Source organism: Kitasatospora sp. NPDC098663 (genome assembly GCF_044760075.1).
Taxonomy (GTDB): Bacteria; Actinomycetota; Actinomycetes; order Streptomycetales; family Streptomycetaceae; genus Kitasatospora.
The window spans coordinates 234,150-249,999 of the sequence record NZ_JBIWAP010000008.1; the positions used below are offsets into that span (position 1 = coordinate 234,150).

A 15,850-nucleotide genomic window follows, 5' to 3' on the forward strand; every position below is an offset into this window, starting at 1 on the left:
CCCGATGACCTACCTCTCCCGCGTCCGCATCAACCCCCTGCGCGCGGCCAGCCGCACCCTGCTCGCCAACCCCCGGGCCCTGCACGGCGCCGTCACGGCAGGCGTCCCCGACACCGCCCCTGGCGACCGGATCCTGTGGCGCCTGGACGCCGACCACCCGCGCCGCCCCGTGCTGCTCGTTCTCACCCCGTCCAAGCCGGACTGGACCCACATCGTCGAACAGGCCGGATGGCCCGACGCCGACGGCGAGCACTACGCGATCCGCGACTACAGCCCGCTGTTCGCCCAACTCGCCGTCGGCCGGGAGTTCGCCTTCCGCCTCAAAGCGAGCCCCGTCCAGAACACCTCCAAGCCCGACAAGGCGAGCGCGCACCGCACCAGGACCGCCGCCGAACTCCACCACCGCTCCTACCGCATGGCCCACCGCACCGCCGCCCAGCAGCTCACCTGGTTCCTGGACCGCACCGGCCGCTGGGGCTTCACCATCCCCGAGGCCCGCACCGACGGTCCGGCGCCGGGCCTCGAACCATCGGCCACCGACGCCCAGCCGGCCCGCGAGGTACGGATCACCGACCGCAGCCGCACCACCTTCACCAAGCCCGGCACCCGCACCGCCGTCACGCTCACCACCGCCACCTTCGAAGGCCGCCTGTCCATCACCGACCCGGGCCTCCTGCAGGCCGCCCTCCTCGGCGGCATCGGCCCCTCCAAGGCCTACGGCTGCGGCCTGCTCACCCTCGCCCCGCCCCCCGCCGGAGCCCGCTGACCGATGGCCGACATCTGGTGGAAAGCCCACCCCCACGACCTGCACCGCCTCGCCGACCGCGTCTCCAGCGTCTACGTGGAACGCAGCCACATCGACCGCGACGAGAACGCCGTCGTCGTCATCAACAAGCGCGAGACCGTCCGCATCCCCGCCGCCATGGTCGCCGTGATGCTGCTCGGCCCGGGCACCCGCATCACCCACGGCGCCGTCAACCTCCTCGCCGACTCCGGCACCACCGTGTGCTGGGTCGGCGAGCAGGGCGTGCGCATGTACGCGGCCGGACTCGGCCCCAGCCGTGGCGCGGGCCTGCTCAACCGGCAGGCCTGGCTGGTCAGTCGGACCAAGGAACGCCTCGCCGTCGCCCGGACCATGTACCGCATGCGGTTCCCCGGCGAGGACGTCAGCACGGCCACCATGCAGCAGCTGCGCGGCCGCGAGGGCGCCCGCATCCGCAAGCTCTACCAAGCCGAATCACGCCGAACCGGCGTCCCGTGGAACGGGCGCGTCTACAAGGCCGGCGACGCCCACGCCGCAGGCGACGACCTCAACCGCCTCCTGTCGGCGGCCAACGCCGCGCTCTACGGGATCTGTCACGCCGTCATCACCGGCCTCGGCGCCAGCCCCGGCCTCGGCTTCGTCCACACCGGACTGGCGACCTCGTTCGTCCTCGACATCGCGGACCTCTACAAGGCCGAATACACCATCCCCCTCGCCTTCGACCTCGCCAAGCAGGGCCACACCGAGGAACGCGACGCCCGCCTCGCCCTGCGCGACCGCATCGCCCAGGACAAGCTGCTGGGCCGAATCGTCCACGACGTCAAGACCCTCCTCAGCCCGGACGGCACCGACATGCCGGACGTCGAGGTCAACGAACTCTGGGACGAACGTGTCGGAACTGTCCAGGGCGGCGTCAACTGGTCGGGCACCGAAGGCCTGTCGGTGCCCGCCGCCTCCGACCCGGGAATGGGCGACGAACACCTGGCCATCATCGGCCCGGAGTTCACCCAGGACACGAGCAGCCCATGACCGTCATCATCCTCATCGCCGCCCCCGAAGGCCTGCGCGGCCACCTCACCCGCTGGATGGTCGAGGTCAACGCCGGCGTCTTCGTCGGCACCCCGAGCCGCCGCATCCGCGACCGCCTCTGGGACCTCCTCGCGACCCGCATCGGCGACGGCCAAGCCGTCCTCGTCGAACCCGCCACCAACGAACAAGGCTGGACGGTCCGCACCGCCGGCAAGGACCGCTGGAAGCCCGTCGACTTCGACGGACTGATCCTCTCGGCCCGCCCCCGCCGATAAACCAGCAGGTCACGAAGCATCGGCCCCGCACGCGCGGGGATGTTCCTAGGCGCGGGTCTTGTGCTCCAGCGGCTTGTCGATCGGCCCCGCACGCGCGGGGATGTTCCCTGACCTGACCTGCGGAAAAGGAGTCCGACATGATCGGCCCCGCACGCGCGGGGATGTTCCCCCCCGACCGGCCCGGACGCCTGGGACGCGCCCGATCGGCCCCGCACGCGCGGGGATGTTCCAGTCTGGACCGGGGGCATGGGCTTCTACGACCAATCGGCCCCGCACGCGCGGGGATGTTCCTCCGGAGTGGGACACCGAGGCAGTCGCCGCCGAGTCGGCCCCGCACGCGCGGGGATGTTCCCTCATAAGGCGTACGGCTGTTCTCTGCTACCCAGTCGGCCCCGCACGCGCGGGGATGTTCCCGAGCTGTAGGTGTCGCGCTCGACCCCCGGGAGATCGGCCCCGCACGCGCGGGGATGTTCCCCCGGAGCGCATCAACCCCCCGGATGTCGACCTATCGGCCCCGCACGCGCGGGGATGGTTGGTCCTGGAAGGGCGGGGATGTTCCCTAGGAACCGGTCCTTCGCCCGGGCTATGACGATGGAGACGTCCGGGCAGAGCTCCTGTCTTACTGGGGCCCTGCCCGTGGCGAGCTGTCAGAACTGGTGGTCGAAAGCCACGGTCACCGGCGCGTGGTCGCTCCAGCGTTCGGTGTAGGTCGATGCGCCGGCGGAACGACGCCTTTTCGAAAAAGGTCCACCCGTTCGGGCATGTGCTATTCGAGGGCGCCTGCTGGCCTGGGCGGTAGGGGACCTCCTGTGAGTGGCATGACAGCGTTGGCGCCGGTTCGGGTGGTCGTTGGTTCGTGTGTCATGCGGAAGCCGGGTTCCCGGGCGTTACGCGCGCCTGGGCGGCGAGAGCGGTCACTTCTACGCGCATTCCCTCGATGGCGAGTGCGGCGACTGCGACGCAACACCGCGCCGGATAGGGCCGTGGCACGATCTCGGCGTAGACCTCGTTGAAGATGCCGCGGTCCTCGATGTCGGTGAGGTAGATCGTCAGGTGCAGCAGTCGGCTCAGGTCGCTGTTCGCCCGCCTGAGTGCGTTGGCCAGGTTGGTGAGCGTCTGCCTGGTCTGCTCCCGCATGTCGCCCAGCTCGATCGAGCCGTCTTCGCGGTCTGGAATCTGCGTGGTGCACACAAGGCCGCCGAAGCCGGTGGCATCTGCGGACAGAGCGTCTTCGGATGCAACTGCTCCGGCCTCGGTGTGGCTGACGGTGCCAAAGCTCATGGTGTTCCGTTCGTGTCGGTACGAGTGGTGAGGAGATAGGTCGCGGTGTCAGTCCGGGCTGTTGCCGACACGGACGTTCAGGGTGTTTGGAGCGTGTGCCTGGCGCGCGGGTAGGCGTCGTTGGTCCCGGGAGCCAGGGCCGAGGTGCTCAGGGCCGAGGTGCTCAGGGCGTTGAGGGTGATATTGCCTGTGAAGGCGAGCGCGGTTGCCGTCTCGTCGCGCAGGATGTCGAGCACGGCGGTGACGCCGGCTTCGCCGGAGTGGACCAGTCCGTAGACGGCCGGCCGGCCGATCAGGCCGGCGGTCGCGCCGAGGGCCCGGACCTTGACGATGTCACTACCGCGCCGGATGCCGCCGTCGACCAACACTTCGGCCTGGCCGTCGACCGCCTGCACGATCTCGGGGAGTGCGCTGACGGTGGAGGGTTGTGCGTCGAACTGTCGGCCGCCATGGTTGGAGACGAAGATCGCGTCCACGCCGACGTCCACGGCCCTGCGGGCATCCTGCGCGGTCATCACACCCTTGATCGCGAGCTTTCCGCGCCAGCGCTTGCGGATCCGGATCACGTCGTCCCAGGTCACCGCGTCGTTCTCGGTCTCCATGAACTCGCCCATCTCGCGAATGTTCATTGCCCGGCCGTCGATGCTCTGATCGCCGAACGTAATCTTGGGGCCGAACAGGAAGTTGGCGACCCAGCGCGGCTTCGTCGCGGCGTTCAGCACACCCCGGAGCGCGGGGCGCGCCTGCATCGTGAAGCCGTTACGGAGGTCGCGTTCGCGCTTGCTGGACACGGCGACGTCGCCGGCCAGGACGAGGACCGGAACGTCGGCCTCCTCGGCGCGGTCGAGATGCTGGTCGACGAGTCGCTGGTCCGGCCAGATGGCGGCCTGGCACCAGACGGCGCCGGGAGCCGCGGCCGCCACCTTCTGCAACGGCGCGCCGGACCAGGCGCTGTGCACGAAGACGGTTCCCGCGGCACGGGCCGCTCTGGCGAGCGCGACGTCGGCGTCGCGGTGGAACAGGGACAGAAGGCCCATCGGTGAGATGAGCACCGGCGTTCTCAGGGTTTGCCCCAGGACGGTCGTGCTGAGGTCGATGCCGGAGACGTCACTCATGACGGACTGCCGCAGGCGCAGCGCAGCGAGGTCGGTGATGTTGCTGCGCAGCGTGATCTCGTCGAGTGCGCCGCCTTCGAGGAAGTCGAAGACGATCCGCGGCAGGCGGCGGCGGGTGGCGCGGCGGAAGTCGTCGATGTTGACGGGCAAGCTCATGATGCGGTGTTCCTGTCCTCGGAACCGATGGATGTGATGGCGTCCTGGGAGGCCTTGAAGTGGCTCATGAAGGTGGTGACCAGCGGATGCGTCGAGGTGAGCCACTCCTGCGGGCCGGCGTCGTAGGCGACCGTGCCGCCGTCCATGAGCACGATGCGGTCGGAGACATCGAGGGCGAAGCGCACCTCGTGGGTGACGATCACCATCGTCATGCCGCCCTCGGCGAGCTGACGGATGACACGGAGCACTTCGCCGACCAGGCCCGGGTCGAGGGCCGAGGTGGGCTCGTCGAAGAGCATGAGTTTGGGGTGCATGGCCATGGCCCGGGCAATCGCCACGCGCTGCTGCTGCCCGCCCGACAGCTGGCGCGGGTACGAGTCCGCCTGGTCGGCGAGGCCGACCTGGGCGAGGAGGTTCCGTGCCTCCTCCTCGACCTCACCGCGCCGCCGGCCGAGGACCTTCCGCGGGCCGATGGTCACGTTGTCCAGAGCGGTCAGGTGGCCGAAGAGGTTGAAGTGCTGGAACACCATGCCGATGTCCTGGCGCTGCCGGCACAGGACCGACTCCTTGACCTCGTGGAGGTCATTGCCCCGCCGGTCGTAGCCGACGAGTTGACCGTCGACGCTGATGGTTCCGGCGTCCACCGGTTCGAGATGGCTCACACAACGCATCAGGGTCGACTTGCCCGCTCCGGAGGAGCCCAGGATGCTGACCACCTCGCCGCGCTGGACGTCGAGTGTGGCGCCGCGCAGGATGGCGGCTTGGCCGTAGCTCTTCTTGACGTTCCTTACCGTGAGCATCGCTGTCATGACTTACCGTCCGAGGTGGGGGAGGGGGACCGCAGGGAGGCGAGGTGGTTCGCGGCGCGTGTGGTCCATGGCTGCTGCCGGACCCGGAGCACGACCTGAAGGCGGCGTTCCAGGTAGGCCTGGGCGAGGGAGGCGACGGTCGACAGTGCCAGGTACCAGATGCTGGCGACGATGAGCAGCTCGATGACCAGGTAGTTGACCGCGTACACCTGCTGGGACGCGGTCAGCAGTTCGTGGGCGGCGATGACGCTGACGAGCGAGGTGTTCTTGAGCATGTTGATCAGCTCGTTGCCCGTCGGCGGAACGATCGTGCGGAGCGCCTGCGGGAGGATCACGTGGCGCATGGCCTGGCCGCGGGTCATGCCCAGGGTGGTTGCCGCGTCGCTCTGCCCTTGCTCGACGGAGAGGAGACCGCCTCGCACGATCTCGGCCATGTAGGCGGCCTCGTTGAGGCCGAGCGCGACGATGGCCGCGGCCACCGGAGTGATGAGGGAGTTGGTCTCGACGCTGAAGCCGAACGATGTGAACGGAACGTGCAGGGCGACCGCGGGGAAGATCAGAGCGAGGTTGTACCAGAAGATGATCTGGATGAGCACCGGTGTCCCGCGGAAGATCCACAGGTAGAGTCCGCTGATCATCCTGAGGACGGGGTTTCTCGACCTTCGCATGACGGCGAGGACGACGCCGCCGACGATGCCGACACTCTGCGCCACGAGCGTGAGCAGAAGTGTGAGCCCGATGCCCTCGAGGATGGAGCGCGTGGTCAGGTAGGAACCGACCTCGCTCCACACGATGTTGGGGGAGCTTGCGAAAGCCCACACGATCCCGGTGCCGGCCGCCAGGGCGACGAGCGCGGAGACCCACCGCCACGGGTGGCGCCGCGCGATGGTGCGCAGCTCGTCCTGATCGGTGTTCGGTTCCGGAAGAGTCGAGTTGATCACTGAGTGTCTCCGTTGATGGTGGCTCTGGTGACCAGGGAGCCGCCGGTGATCCCGTACTTCGCACAGATCTCGGCGTAGGTGCCGTCGGCGATGAGGGAGTCGAGCGCCGTGGCGACCGCCTGGGCCAGAGCCGGATTGTTCTCGTCGACCGCGAAGCCGTAGAGGAAGTCCGGCGCGATGGTGCCGAGAACCTCGGCGTAGCGCTGGGGCTGGGTGCCGGCCAGGTGCTGAGCCACGACGCGGTCGACCAGGACCACGTCCACCCGCCCGCTCCGGACCGCCACCACGGCTTCCCTGTCGGTGGGGAAGACCTGCGCGGAGACCGCCTTGCCGCCGTCCTCCAGGCACCTCGCCGAGACGGTGTCCACCACGGCGACGGTTGCGGAGCCGTTCGCGACGCCGACCTTCCTGCCGCACAGGGCGGAGGGCTGCGGGTACCGGGACTCGTCCGCGGCCCGCGCGATGCCCGCGATGCCGCCCTTGAGCATGTCGACGAAGGTGACCTGCTTCCGGCGCTCGGGGAAGTCACCGAACGACGACGCCAGCATGTCGTGGCGGCCGGCCTTCAAGGCGGGGATCAGACCGTCCCAGGAAGCGTTGGAGAAGCTCGCCTTCAGCCCTAGACGCTCGGCCACCGCTGTGGCCAGGTCGATGTCGATACCCGCAAGGGTCGCCCCGTCCGGTGCGTAGAACTCCATCGGCACAAACGGCGCGTTGGTGCCGACGCGCAGTACCCCGGCCTGCTTGGCCAGGCTCGACGCGGTGCCGTTCGCGGACGTCGGCGACGTGCTCGCACCACCCTCCTGGTATCCGCACGCCGTGAGGAGAGTGGCTGACGTCGCGACGAGGACGGCGGCGACGCACCGCAAGGAAATAGACGTCAACGTGGGCTCCTGCGCCAGGGGGATTGTGGTCGCCAGGCCCCGTCGAAGGGGGCGGCGTGGGACCAGAGTAGGAGGGCGAACCTCCTATCGATACAGACCGATCTACAAAGAAGACGGCTGTCTGCTGATAAAATCTCCAAACATGGAGAGCAAAACCCCGGACCGGACCGCGTCGGCCATTGACGGCTTCCAACCGGCGTCTCTCTCGGAAGTGCTCGTGAACGTCGGAGCGGACCTGTGGCCGGCGCACCAGAATGACGACCCGCTCGTGCAGTCGATCGTGCTGCGCGAACCGACCGACGATGACGAGTACATCCCGCCGGGCGCGGTGCTCCTCGCGGTCGGCTTCCCTGCGCAGGGGCCCGCCTTCACCAGGCTGCTGGTCCGAGCCGGCGGAGCCCGGGCCGCCGCAGTGATCGTCAAGCCCGCCACGATCGACCCCGAGTCCCTGCGCGCGCTGGGCGAACTGCACAAGGTCAACACTGTGCTGGCACGCCAGTCCATCGATTGGCTGCAGCTGGCGACGCTCCTCAGGAGCAGTGTGTCCATCTCCGCGGCCGACGGTGTCGCGGGGGCGCGGCTCGGCGACCTGTTCACCTTCGCCAACGCCGTGGCCACCATGGCCGGCGGCGCCACCAGCATCGTCGACCCCGCGGGCCGGGTGCTCGGCTTCTCCAACCTCGCCGATCAGCCCATCGACGAGCAGCGCCGCAAGGTCACCCTCCTGATGAGCGAGGTCGATTCACCCTCGACCGACCCCGACTACCGTCTCATCTATGCCAGCCCCGGGTGCGTCTTCGTTCCCGGCTGCGCCGAGACCTACGGACGTGTCGCCGCCGCCGTCCGCAGCGAGGGCGAAGTGCTCGGCACCATCTGGGTCATCGTGACCGATCCGCAGCAATGCCACCACGTCATGCGAGCCCTGGAGGAGCTGCTGGACGCCGCCTCCCTCCACCTCCACCACGCACGCTCCTACGTCGACGTCAAACGGCGGCGCGAGGCCGACCTGCTCTCCAACCTCCTGCGCGATCCCCACCAGGCATCCGCATGCGCATTCGCGTTGGAAATCGCCGACAAGCAGTGGTATCGCCTTGCCACGCTCACCACGACCAACCCGCCCACACACACCGCTGAAGTCGTCTCCCACCGGCTCGTCCAACGTGTCTCGACCTGGCTGCACCTCATCCAGCCGAACGCGATCGTGGCGGAAGTCGACTCCCATCTCGTCATGCTCTTCAGCGGTCGGCACAGCCAGGAATGGACAACCCTCCAACACAACCTCGACGACTTCCTCCGCCGCGTCGAGCCCACCGCACCGTCACTGGCAGTCGTCGTGGGCCGTGAACTCCACGACACCCATGAGCTCAGCAACGACTACACCTACCTGCGCACCCTGGTGCGGCTGACCGCGTCCGGGCTCCTGACCCACCGCCCCAGCGGTGCCGTCGTGCTCATGGACGAGCACCTTCCCCGACTCGACCTGGCCACGATCGCCGACTGGTACCGCTCGACCAGCCAACTGCGCGTCCCTGTCCTCGAACGGATGAGGGAGATGGATCGTGAACGCGGCTCCGCGTACCTCGAAACTCTCAAGGCTTACATCGAAAGCAACAAGAGCATTCCCGCCACAGCGGCCGCCCTGAACGTCCACGTCAACTCGGTCCGCTACCGCATCGACAAGCTGCAGACGCTCTTCGATCTCGACCTGAACGATATCGACGTCTTCGCCTGGGTCCTCCTGCAATTCCGGTTCGCCGAATTCAATGCGCCGACAAGCCGCCCCGGCCCGGGATAGCCTCGATACTTCGTGACGGCGCATCAGGCCACTTGGCAGGCCGTCGTCGGATCCCGGGGCCGGCTCACCGAGATCCGCCATCCGACTGGGTGCACTGATTGGCGAGCTTCTTGGAGCCGGGGTTGTCCCACCCAGCATTGTGCTGCATCCACTCCAGGGCACGGCGCACCTCCGGAATCGCTGCCCGGATGTGGCCGCTGGTGATCAAGCGCTGGGCTTCGCGGAGGGCGAGTCCGGGCTCAGCGCGCCGAGACTCGTGAAGGGGGTACGGGACGGCCATCCCGAACGCTGCGGATGGCGCGGTCTGCTCCAACTGTTCCTCCCACCGACTTCTCGCGATGGAGATCTGGTCGGTGATGACCGCGGTGCCGGGATAACCCTCCGCCTGCGGAAGCGTTGCCGACACCTCCACCTCGAACCGGGCGTCGCCGGACCGGCCGGCCTCGATCGCGCGAAGCTGAGCCGTGGTCAGCGGGAATACCAGGGCTTGCCGATGAACGGTCACGGTCGGCCTGTGCGCCAGGTTCACCGTCACCCGCCCGACATCGAGCGGCACGGCGAGATGAACGTCGCGCTGGTGAGCGACACCCCTGGGGAGCAGCCGAACCTGCTGCTCTCCCTCCGTACCCGCGCAGAGCCCCCGGCCCCGGCGTCCGCGCCGCGTGCCGAGGTGAGCCCGACCGAGGCGCGGATCCTGGCTGCGGCCGCCCGGGGTGACACCACCGCCCAGATCGGCAGGGAGATCGGCCTGGCCGCGGACGGCGTCAACTACCACCTCGCCCGGCTGAGCCGCCGGTGGCACGTCCCCAACCGGACGGCGCTGGTGGGGCGGGCGTACGCGTTCGGCGTCCTCGTGGCGGAGGTGTGGCCGCCGGAGCCTGCCCGCCGCACGTGACGGCCATCAACTGGCCCGGCGCAGGTGTCGGGGCCCGGCCGGGCGGGGTTGCGGACAGCGTCGGCGGCGCCGACAGCACGGACCGCTCTCGCCGATCGCGGTCAACGGCAGGACCATCACGACCACCGCGGACGGCTGTTCGTCCACCTCCCCGGCGGCCGGTGTCTCGCGACGGCTCCGGTCCGGCTGATCGAGCCCGCTGCCGGGAACGGCTCGCGCGGCACGGAGAAACCATTCCAATCGCGAGCTCCCCAGGCCGAGCGCCTCCGCGAGCTGCTGGACGGAGCGGCGCTGCGGTCGGCGCACCCGGCCCCGCTCGATGTCGCTGATCGTCCTCACACTGACCTGGGAACGCCGGGCGAGTTCCTCATGCGTGAATCCCACTTCGCGGCGAAGCGTCCTCAGCATGCCCCCGAATGCCGAATCCCCTTGTTGTGCCTTCGACACGTCACCCCCAGAATCTTGGCGCGTGGGAGCGCTCCCACGCGCATCGAGAGCGTAGCAGCACCTCATGTCCAGGTCAGCCGCGACACGCGCCAGTGGCTCGTAAGGAACAACGGGATGTGACGGCCTCTCAGTTCGGAGCCGTCCGAGGCCGTCAGGCCGAGGCGCGGACCGTCAGCTCGGTCGGAAGGATCACCTGGCGACGCGGCCGCCCAGGTTCGGCGATCTCCTCGAGCAGCAGCTGAACCATCAACCGCCCCATCGCCTCGGTCGGTTGGCGAACACTGGTGAGGGGCGGCTCGGTGCTACGGGCGATGACGGAGTCGTCGAAGCCGACGACGGCCACGTCTCCCGGCACGCGCCGCCCGGCCTCGCGCAGCGCCCGGAACGCGCCCACGGCCATCAGGTCGGAGGCACAGAACACGGCATCGAGGGTGGGCAGTTCGGCCAGGAGCTCGCACATCGCCGCATAGCCGCCCGCCTCGGTGAAGTCGCCGTGGGCGACGAGCGCGTCCTCCGGGGCGAGGCCGGCCTCCGTGAGCGCCTCCCGGTACCCCGCCAGGCGTGCCCCGGCCGCCTCCATGGCGAGCGGCCCCGTGATGGTGGCCACTCTGGTGCGGCCGCGCCCGACCAGGTGCCGGACGGCCGCCCGGGCCCCGCCGGCGTTGTCGGCGTGGACGTAGCTCAGCGATTCGCGCTCGGACCGGCGACCGCCCAGTACGGCCGGCATCCCGAGCTGTTCGAGCAGGTCGGGCAACAGGTCGTCCTGGCGCACCGAGACCAGGAGCACCCCGTCGACCCGACGCGCGGTGAGGTAGCGGGTCAGGCGCTCGCGCTCGTCCTCGTTGCGGACCAGGGTCAGCAGCAACTGAAGGTCGGTCGAAGCGAGTTCGTCGGAGATCCCGGTGATGACGTCCGCGAAGTACGGCTCCGACCTCAGCCGTGCCAGGCTCTCCGGGACGACCAGGGCGACGACGTCGGTGCGCGAGGTCACCAGGGACCGTGCCGCCTGGTTGGGTACGTAGCCGAGCTCGGCGACGGCGTGCTCCACGGCTTCCCTCGCCCTGGCGCTCACCTTGGGCGAACCGTTGATGACCCGGGACACCGTTCCCCGGCCGACTCCCGCGCGGGCGGCCACGTCCTCCACCGTCGGTCGCGCGGCAGGCCGGGCGCTTCCGGGGCCCGGCCTGTCAGTTCGGGGCATGATCACACTCCGGTGTGGCTCACTCTCGGGAGTGGCCATCCTACACGGTGTGAGAGCGCTCCCACGGGCGCTCCCACGGGCGCTCCCGCGGGCCCGGCCCGTCGGCCGGTCGGGAGGGTGCCCGACCGGCCGACGGGACCGGCGGTCACAGGGGCATGCCCTGCCAGCCGCCGAGGTCGGTGGGCGTCGTGCCCGCGCGGTAGTAGACGCGGCCGTCCGTGCCGATGGCGAACACGTGGAGGACGCCGCCGCCGTCGACGAGCGCGGTCGGGTAGTCGAGGACGGTGCCGCCGAGGTCCTGCCAGGCGCCGTAGGCGGTGTTCGGGGCGGTCTGGGCGGTGGTGCTCACGCCGCTGCCGCCGTTGCGCTCGAACAGGACGACCCGTCCGCCGACGGTGGCCATCGCCGGCTCGCCCACGCCCTTGTGGCCGCCGATGTTGGCCGGGGACTGGCTCCACGGTCCGCCGGGCTGGGTCTGGTAGCTGACGAGCATGGCGCCGGTGCCGGCCTCGCGGTAGGCGAGTTCGATGCGGCCGTCCTGGTCGAGCGCGGCCTTGGGCGGGCTGGCCGGCCGGGAGTTCGGGATCGGGCCCGGGCCGTTGATGGCGTCGTTCGGAGCGGTCTGCCACCAGTTGACGACCCCGTCGCGGGTGCTTGCGAAGACCTCGATCCTCCCGACGCCGTTGCGGATCGCGGTGACCGGGTCCTGGATGTCGGTGCCGTGCAGGTCGTCCCAGGTGGTCGTCCAGGCGCCGTTCGGGCTGGTCTGCCGGATCGTGCTGAGGCCGCCGCCGCCGTTCTTGACGAAGAGCTCCAGCCGGCCGTCCTGGGAGGCGACCACCGCGGGCACGCCGACCTGGTCCGCGTTGTTGAGCCCGGCGTTGGGGTTGCCGAGGTCGGCCCAGCTGTCCCGCCACACGCCGTTGGGCGCGGTCTGCGGGACGGAGACGATGTGGTGGTCGGTCAGGCGGCGGGCGAAGACCTCCATCCGGCCGTCCGCGTTGGTGCCGACGGCTATGCCCGGCGCCAGCCGGCCGCCCGGGTCGGCGAACCGTGCCGGGCCGCCCCAACTGCCGTCGGAGTTGCGCCAGTACGTGTAGAGGGAGCCCGCCCGGACGACGAAGACCTGCGGCCGGCCGTCCTGGTTCAGCCCGGCCCAGGAGGTGCCCCGCGACCAGCGGTAGTACATCCGGGAGAACCAGGCGGTTTCGTAGCTGCCCGAGTGGTCGTGGCTGGCGTACTCGGAGACGAACACGCCCTTGGTGTCGACCGTCGCCGGGTCGAGGTTCACCGGGCAGTCGCTGATGTTGTAGTCCCGGTAGTTCACCTGGATCAGCGAGCCGCCGTACTGGCTCGCCGCCACGCCGGCGAACTTCGCGGCGGAGATGTGGTCCGAGTGGTCGCCCTTGTAGCGGGTGTCCGGGAGCTCGTCCTGGGCCCGGAGCACGGTCGGCCGGTACGTCACCATGATCTGCCGCAGCACCTCGACGACGTCCGCCGCCGTGTAGGTCGACGGCCCGGACAGCGGGCTGTCCTTCGGGACGACCGTGGTGTCGGTGCCGCCGTTCAGCACGTCGGCGAGCCCGGCGTCGTGCAGGTTGAGGAAGATCAGGTGCACCGACCGGTCCTTGAGCATGTACCGCTCGACCTGCTTGCCCCCGACCGTCCACGCCTCGACCGTCCAGTGCCCGACCTCGTCGGTCGCCGGATCGGTGTCGCCGACCCCGGCCATCCGGGAGTAGGCGTTGACGGCGCCCATCTGGCGGTTCCAGGTGCGCAGCGGGTCGCCGGCGGGGTCCCCGCAGCCCGAACACGGGTCACCGGTGATGTTCCCGGCGGTGACGAACACCGTGACGGACGGCGTGCCGTTGGCTATCGCGTTGGACAGGTCCGGGTTCATGAACAGGATGTCGTCGTCCTCGTGGGCGACGACCTGCATGAACAGCGGCCCGGGGCCGGCGGCCATACGCGCGGCCGTACCCGTACCCGTACCCGTACCCGTACCCGTGGCCGCGGAGGCGCGGGTCGCGCTCCCCTTGGCCAGGACGGGTGCGGCGAGGGCGGTCAGTGCGAGGGAGGTGAGGAGTTGCCGTCGTCCGATTGCCATGTGATTTTCCCTCATTCGAGATTCGAGGCAGGCAGGTGATCACGCCAGGAGGAGATTGGCGGATTGTCGATCAGGAAGTGCCCGAGACGGTATATCGCAAATCCCGTCAGGCGCGACAGTCAACTGACGTACGATCAAGCCAATCCGCCTGTTTCTCGCCGATCTTGCCTGTCCAGCGCGGTTTCTGCTGGAACTTCCCCATGGTTTCCGCCTGATGTTCCTCCTGGTGAAATCCGGGCCTGCGGTGATTGCATGGTGCATGGCGAGCGGGCTCCGAGATTTCTCGGCGCATTCTCGGACCTCCTCCTTCGGGAAACGGATCGCCGCCATTTCTTCGTCATCCGAGCCATGCGGGAAAAGGGTTTTCCGTACCCGGCGAAAGGACTCCTGTGCACGTCGCCCACCGCCCACCGCGGGGCCGCCTGTCCGCTATGACGGCAGCCGCCGCCGTCCTCGGCACGTTCGCCGCCCTGCCGCCCGCGGCCCCGGCGAACGCGGCCGCCGGCTGCGGGCCGGTCCCCGTCGCGCTCCCGTCAGGCCCGGGCGCACCGCGCCCCGAGTCCTCTGCCTGGACGGGGAGTTGGGGTACCGCCATGAGCTTGGCCGGACCATCCGCGTCCTCGGGCGTGACGGGGCAGCAGACCCTGCGCATGGTCGTCCACACCAGCATCGGCGGCAGCTCCGCCCGGATTCGCCTGGTGAATACCTTCAGTCCGGACCAGGTGACCATCGGGCACGTCACCATCGCGGCCCAGGACAGGATCGCAGCCCAGAACGGGAACCCGGCCGCGCCGGCGGCCACACCGGTCAACTTGACGTTCGGCGGGTCCGGCCAGGCCGTCATCCCGCCTGGCAGCGAAATCTACAGCGACCCCGTCGCCTTCCCGGTCACCGCAGACGAGAACCTGCTGGTCAGCCTTTGGCTGCCCAACGGGGTCACCACCGCGCCCTACCACCCTTACACGCTCACCACCTCCTACACCTCCGCGCCCGGCGACGGTGCCGACCGCACCCGGGACACGGGCGGCGCCAACCTCTCGACCCCGTACCCCTACTGGGCCTTCCTCAGCGGCCTGGACGTCACGGCCGCCGGCAGCGACGGGACGGTGGTCGCCATCGGCGACTCGCAGGTGGACGGCGGGCACACCGACCAGGACTCCAACACCCGCTGGGCCGACGACTACGGGCGCGCCCTCAGCGCCCGGCCGACGCCCGAGGGCATCGTCAACAAGGGCATCTCCGGCAACCGGATCCTCACCGACGGGACGGGAGGACGCGTCGGCTTCGGCCAGAGCGCGCTCAACCGCTTCGACCGGGACGTCCTCTCCCAGACCGGAGTGCGGAGCGTCGTGCTCTACGAGGGCATCAACGACATCACGATGGACGACGCCTCCGACTCCGCGCTCGAGTCGGGGATCCAGCAGCTGGCCTCACGCGCGCACGCGGCCGGGCTGCGCTTAACCGTTGCCACCATCCCCGCCTTCCAGGGCTACACCGACTACACCGCCGCCCGGGACCGGGTGCGCCAGTGCGTCAACGACTGGATCCGCACGACGACGGCTATCGACGGCTTCCACGACTTCGACCGGGCGACCCGCGACCCGCTCAACCCGAGCGCCGCGTTCGCCGGTTACGTCTCCTCCGACCACCTGCACTTCACCACCAATGGGAACACGGCCCTCGCCGAGGTCCTCGCCCCGCGGCCCGCCCCGACCAGCCTCTCCCACACCTTCTCCCAGACGACGGCCGGAGCCTTCCACGGCAAGGGCATCGGCGACCTCGTCGCCCGCGACGACTCGGACGGGCACCTGTACGAGTGGGCGGGGCTGGGAGACGGGTCTTTCACGGCCAGGACCGACCTGACGGCCGGCTGGGGCGCGTTCTCCCAGACCACCGCCGGCGATTTCCGGGGGACTGGTCACGCGGACCTGATGGCGAGGGAGGACGCGACGGGCAACCTGTACATGTGGCCCGGCAACGGGGACGGCACCTTCGCCGGCCGCGTGCTCGTCACCGACGGCTGGGGTCCGTTCTCGCAGACGGTCGCCGGTGACTTCCGGGGGACTGGTCACGCGGACCTGATGGCGAGGGAGGACGCGACGGGCAACCTGTACATGTGGCCCGGCAACGGGGACGGCACCTTCGCCGGCCG

At 69.7% G+C, this 15,850-nt stretch carries 15 protein-coding genes and 1 CRISPR repeat array; of the genes, 6 read left to right on the forward strand and 9 right to left on the reverse strand.

All coding sequences use genetic code 11. From position 1 onward, the window contains the following. The first annotated feature begins 4 nt into the window (after positions 1-4). The 3 genes from cas6e to cas2e are packed head-to-tail and all read left to right on the forward strand — an operon-like array spanning position 5 to position 2,067. Positions 5-766 carry a type I-E CRISPR-associated protein Cas6/Cse3/CasE gene (gene cas6e / locus ACIQVZ_RS11680; RefSeq protein ID WP_402449038.1) on the forward strand — a complete coding sequence of 254 codons (762 nt, stop codon included), beginning with the start codon at positions 5-7 and terminating at the stop codon, positions 764-766. Positions 767-769: 3 nt separating this feature from the next. After that, on the forward strand, positions 770-1,792 hold the full coding sequence (gene cas1e / locus ACIQVZ_RS11685; protein WP_402449040.1) for a type I-E CRISPR-associated endonuclease Cas1e: 1,023 nt from the start codon (positions 770-772) through the stop codon (positions 1,790-1,792). After that, the gene (cas2e, locus tag ACIQVZ_RS11690) at positions 1,789-2,067 is read left to right on the forward strand and encodes a type I-E CRISPR-associated endoribonuclease Cas2e (protein ID WP_350882445.1); all 279 of its coding nucleotides are present in this window, start codon (positions 1,789-1,791) and stop codon (positions 2,065-2,067) included. Before cas1e ends, cas2e begins: the two co-directional genes overlap by 4 nt. 18 nt (positions 2,068-2,085) lie before the next feature. Beyond that, a CRISPR array of direct repeats spans positions 2,086-2,602; the repeat unit is 27 nt; unit sequence TCGGCCCCGCACGCGCGGGGATGTTCC. A 326-nt stretch (positions 2,603-2,928) separates the two neighbouring features. On the opposite strand, the gene ACIQVZ_RS11695 is transcribed toward cas2e, so the two are convergent. The 5 genes from ACIQVZ_RS11695 to ACIQVZ_RS11715 all read right to left on the reverse strand — a co-directional run bounded on the left by ACIQVZ_RS11695 (position 2,929) and on the right by ACIQVZ_RS11715 (position 7,253). Continuing rightward, positions 2,929-3,348, reverse strand: a complete 420-nt coding sequence (locus tag ACIQVZ_RS11695; RefSeq protein WP_402449042.1) for a RidA family protein — start codon at positions 3,346-3,348, stop codon at positions 2,929-2,931. A gap of 77 nt (positions 3,349-3,425) precedes the next feature. Then, a complete protein-coding gene (locus ACIQVZ_RS11700; RefSeq protein ID WP_402449044.1) occupies positions 3,426-4,619 on the reverse strand; it encodes an alpha-hydroxy acid oxidase in 1,194 nt (397 codons plus the stop codon). Continuing rightward, complete coding sequence (locus ACIQVZ_RS11705; protein WP_402449046.1) at positions 4,616-5,428, reverse strand: amino acid ABC transporter ATP-binding protein; 813 nt, start codon at positions 5,426-5,428, stop codon at positions 4,616-4,618. Before ACIQVZ_RS11705 ends, ACIQVZ_RS11700 begins: the two co-directional genes overlap by 4 nt. Further along, a complete protein-coding gene (locus ACIQVZ_RS11710) occupies positions 5,425-6,369 on the reverse strand; it encodes an amino acid ABC transporter permease (RefSeq protein ID WP_402449048.1) in 945 nt (314 codons plus the stop codon). Before ACIQVZ_RS11710 ends, ACIQVZ_RS11705 begins: the two co-directional genes overlap by 4 nt. Next, positions 6,366-7,253, reverse strand: a complete 888-nt coding sequence (locus ACIQVZ_RS11715) for an ABC transporter substrate-binding protein (protein WP_402449050.1) — start codon at positions 7,251-7,253, stop codon at positions 6,366-6,368. Before ACIQVZ_RS11715 ends, ACIQVZ_RS11710 begins: the two co-directional genes overlap by 4 nt. A 142-nt stretch (positions 7,254-7,395) precedes the next feature. Between ACIQVZ_RS11715 and ACIQVZ_RS11720 the strand changes: the two genes are divergently transcribed. Continuing rightward, positions 7,396-9,048 (forward strand): PucR family transcriptional regulator, encoded by a 1,653-nt coding sequence (locus ACIQVZ_RS11720; protein ID WP_402449052.1) that lies wholly within the window; start codon positions 7,396-7,398, stop codon positions 9,046-9,048. Between the two features lie 64 nt (positions 9,049-9,112). Here the strand turns inward: ACIQVZ_RS11720 and ACIQVZ_RS11725 are convergent, their stop codons facing one another. Further along, entirely contained in the window at positions 9,113-9,604 is a 492-nt protein-coding gene (locus ACIQVZ_RS11725; protein ID WP_402449053.1) for a hypothetical protein, read from the reverse strand. 21 nt (positions 9,605-9,625) lie between these two features. On the opposite strand from ACIQVZ_RS11725, the gene ACIQVZ_RS11730 reads away from it, so the two are divergent. Next, entirely contained in the window at positions 9,626-9,943 is a 318-nt protein-coding gene (locus ACIQVZ_RS11730; RefSeq protein ID WP_402449054.1) for a LuxR C-terminal-related transcriptional regulator, read from the forward strand. Between the two features lie 6 nt (positions 9,944-9,949). On the opposite strand, the gene ACIQVZ_RS11735 is transcribed toward ACIQVZ_RS11730, so the two are convergent. The 3 genes from ACIQVZ_RS11735 to ACIQVZ_RS11745 form a co-directional block, all read right to left on the reverse strand. After that, positions 9,950-10,456 (reverse strand): helix-turn-helix domain-containing protein, encoded by a 507-nt coding sequence (locus ACIQVZ_RS11735; protein WP_402449055.1) that lies wholly within the window; start codon positions 10,454-10,456, stop codon positions 9,950-9,952. 85 nt (positions 10,457-10,541) lie between these two features. Beyond that, positions 10,542-11,591 carry a LacI family DNA-binding transcriptional regulator gene (locus ACIQVZ_RS11740; RefSeq protein WP_350882406.1) on the reverse strand — a complete coding sequence of 350 codons (1,050 nt, stop codon included), beginning with the start codon at positions 11,589-11,591 and terminating at the stop codon, positions 10,542-10,544. 145 nt (positions 11,592-11,736) lie between these two features. Next, positions 11,737-13,698: a PIG-L family deacetylase gene (locus tag ACIQVZ_RS11745; protein WP_402449057.1), complete on the reverse strand. Its 1,962-nt coding sequence runs from the start codon at positions 13,696-13,698 to the stop codon at positions 11,737-11,739. Positions 13,699-14,291: 593 nt separating this feature from the next. Between ACIQVZ_RS11745 and ACIQVZ_RS11750 the strand changes: the two genes are divergently transcribed. After that, positions 14,292-15,850 (forward strand): SGNH/GDSL hydrolase family protein (locus tag ACIQVZ_RS11750; RefSeq protein ID WP_402449059.1); only part of this gene is annotated, 1,559 nt, incomplete at its 3' end.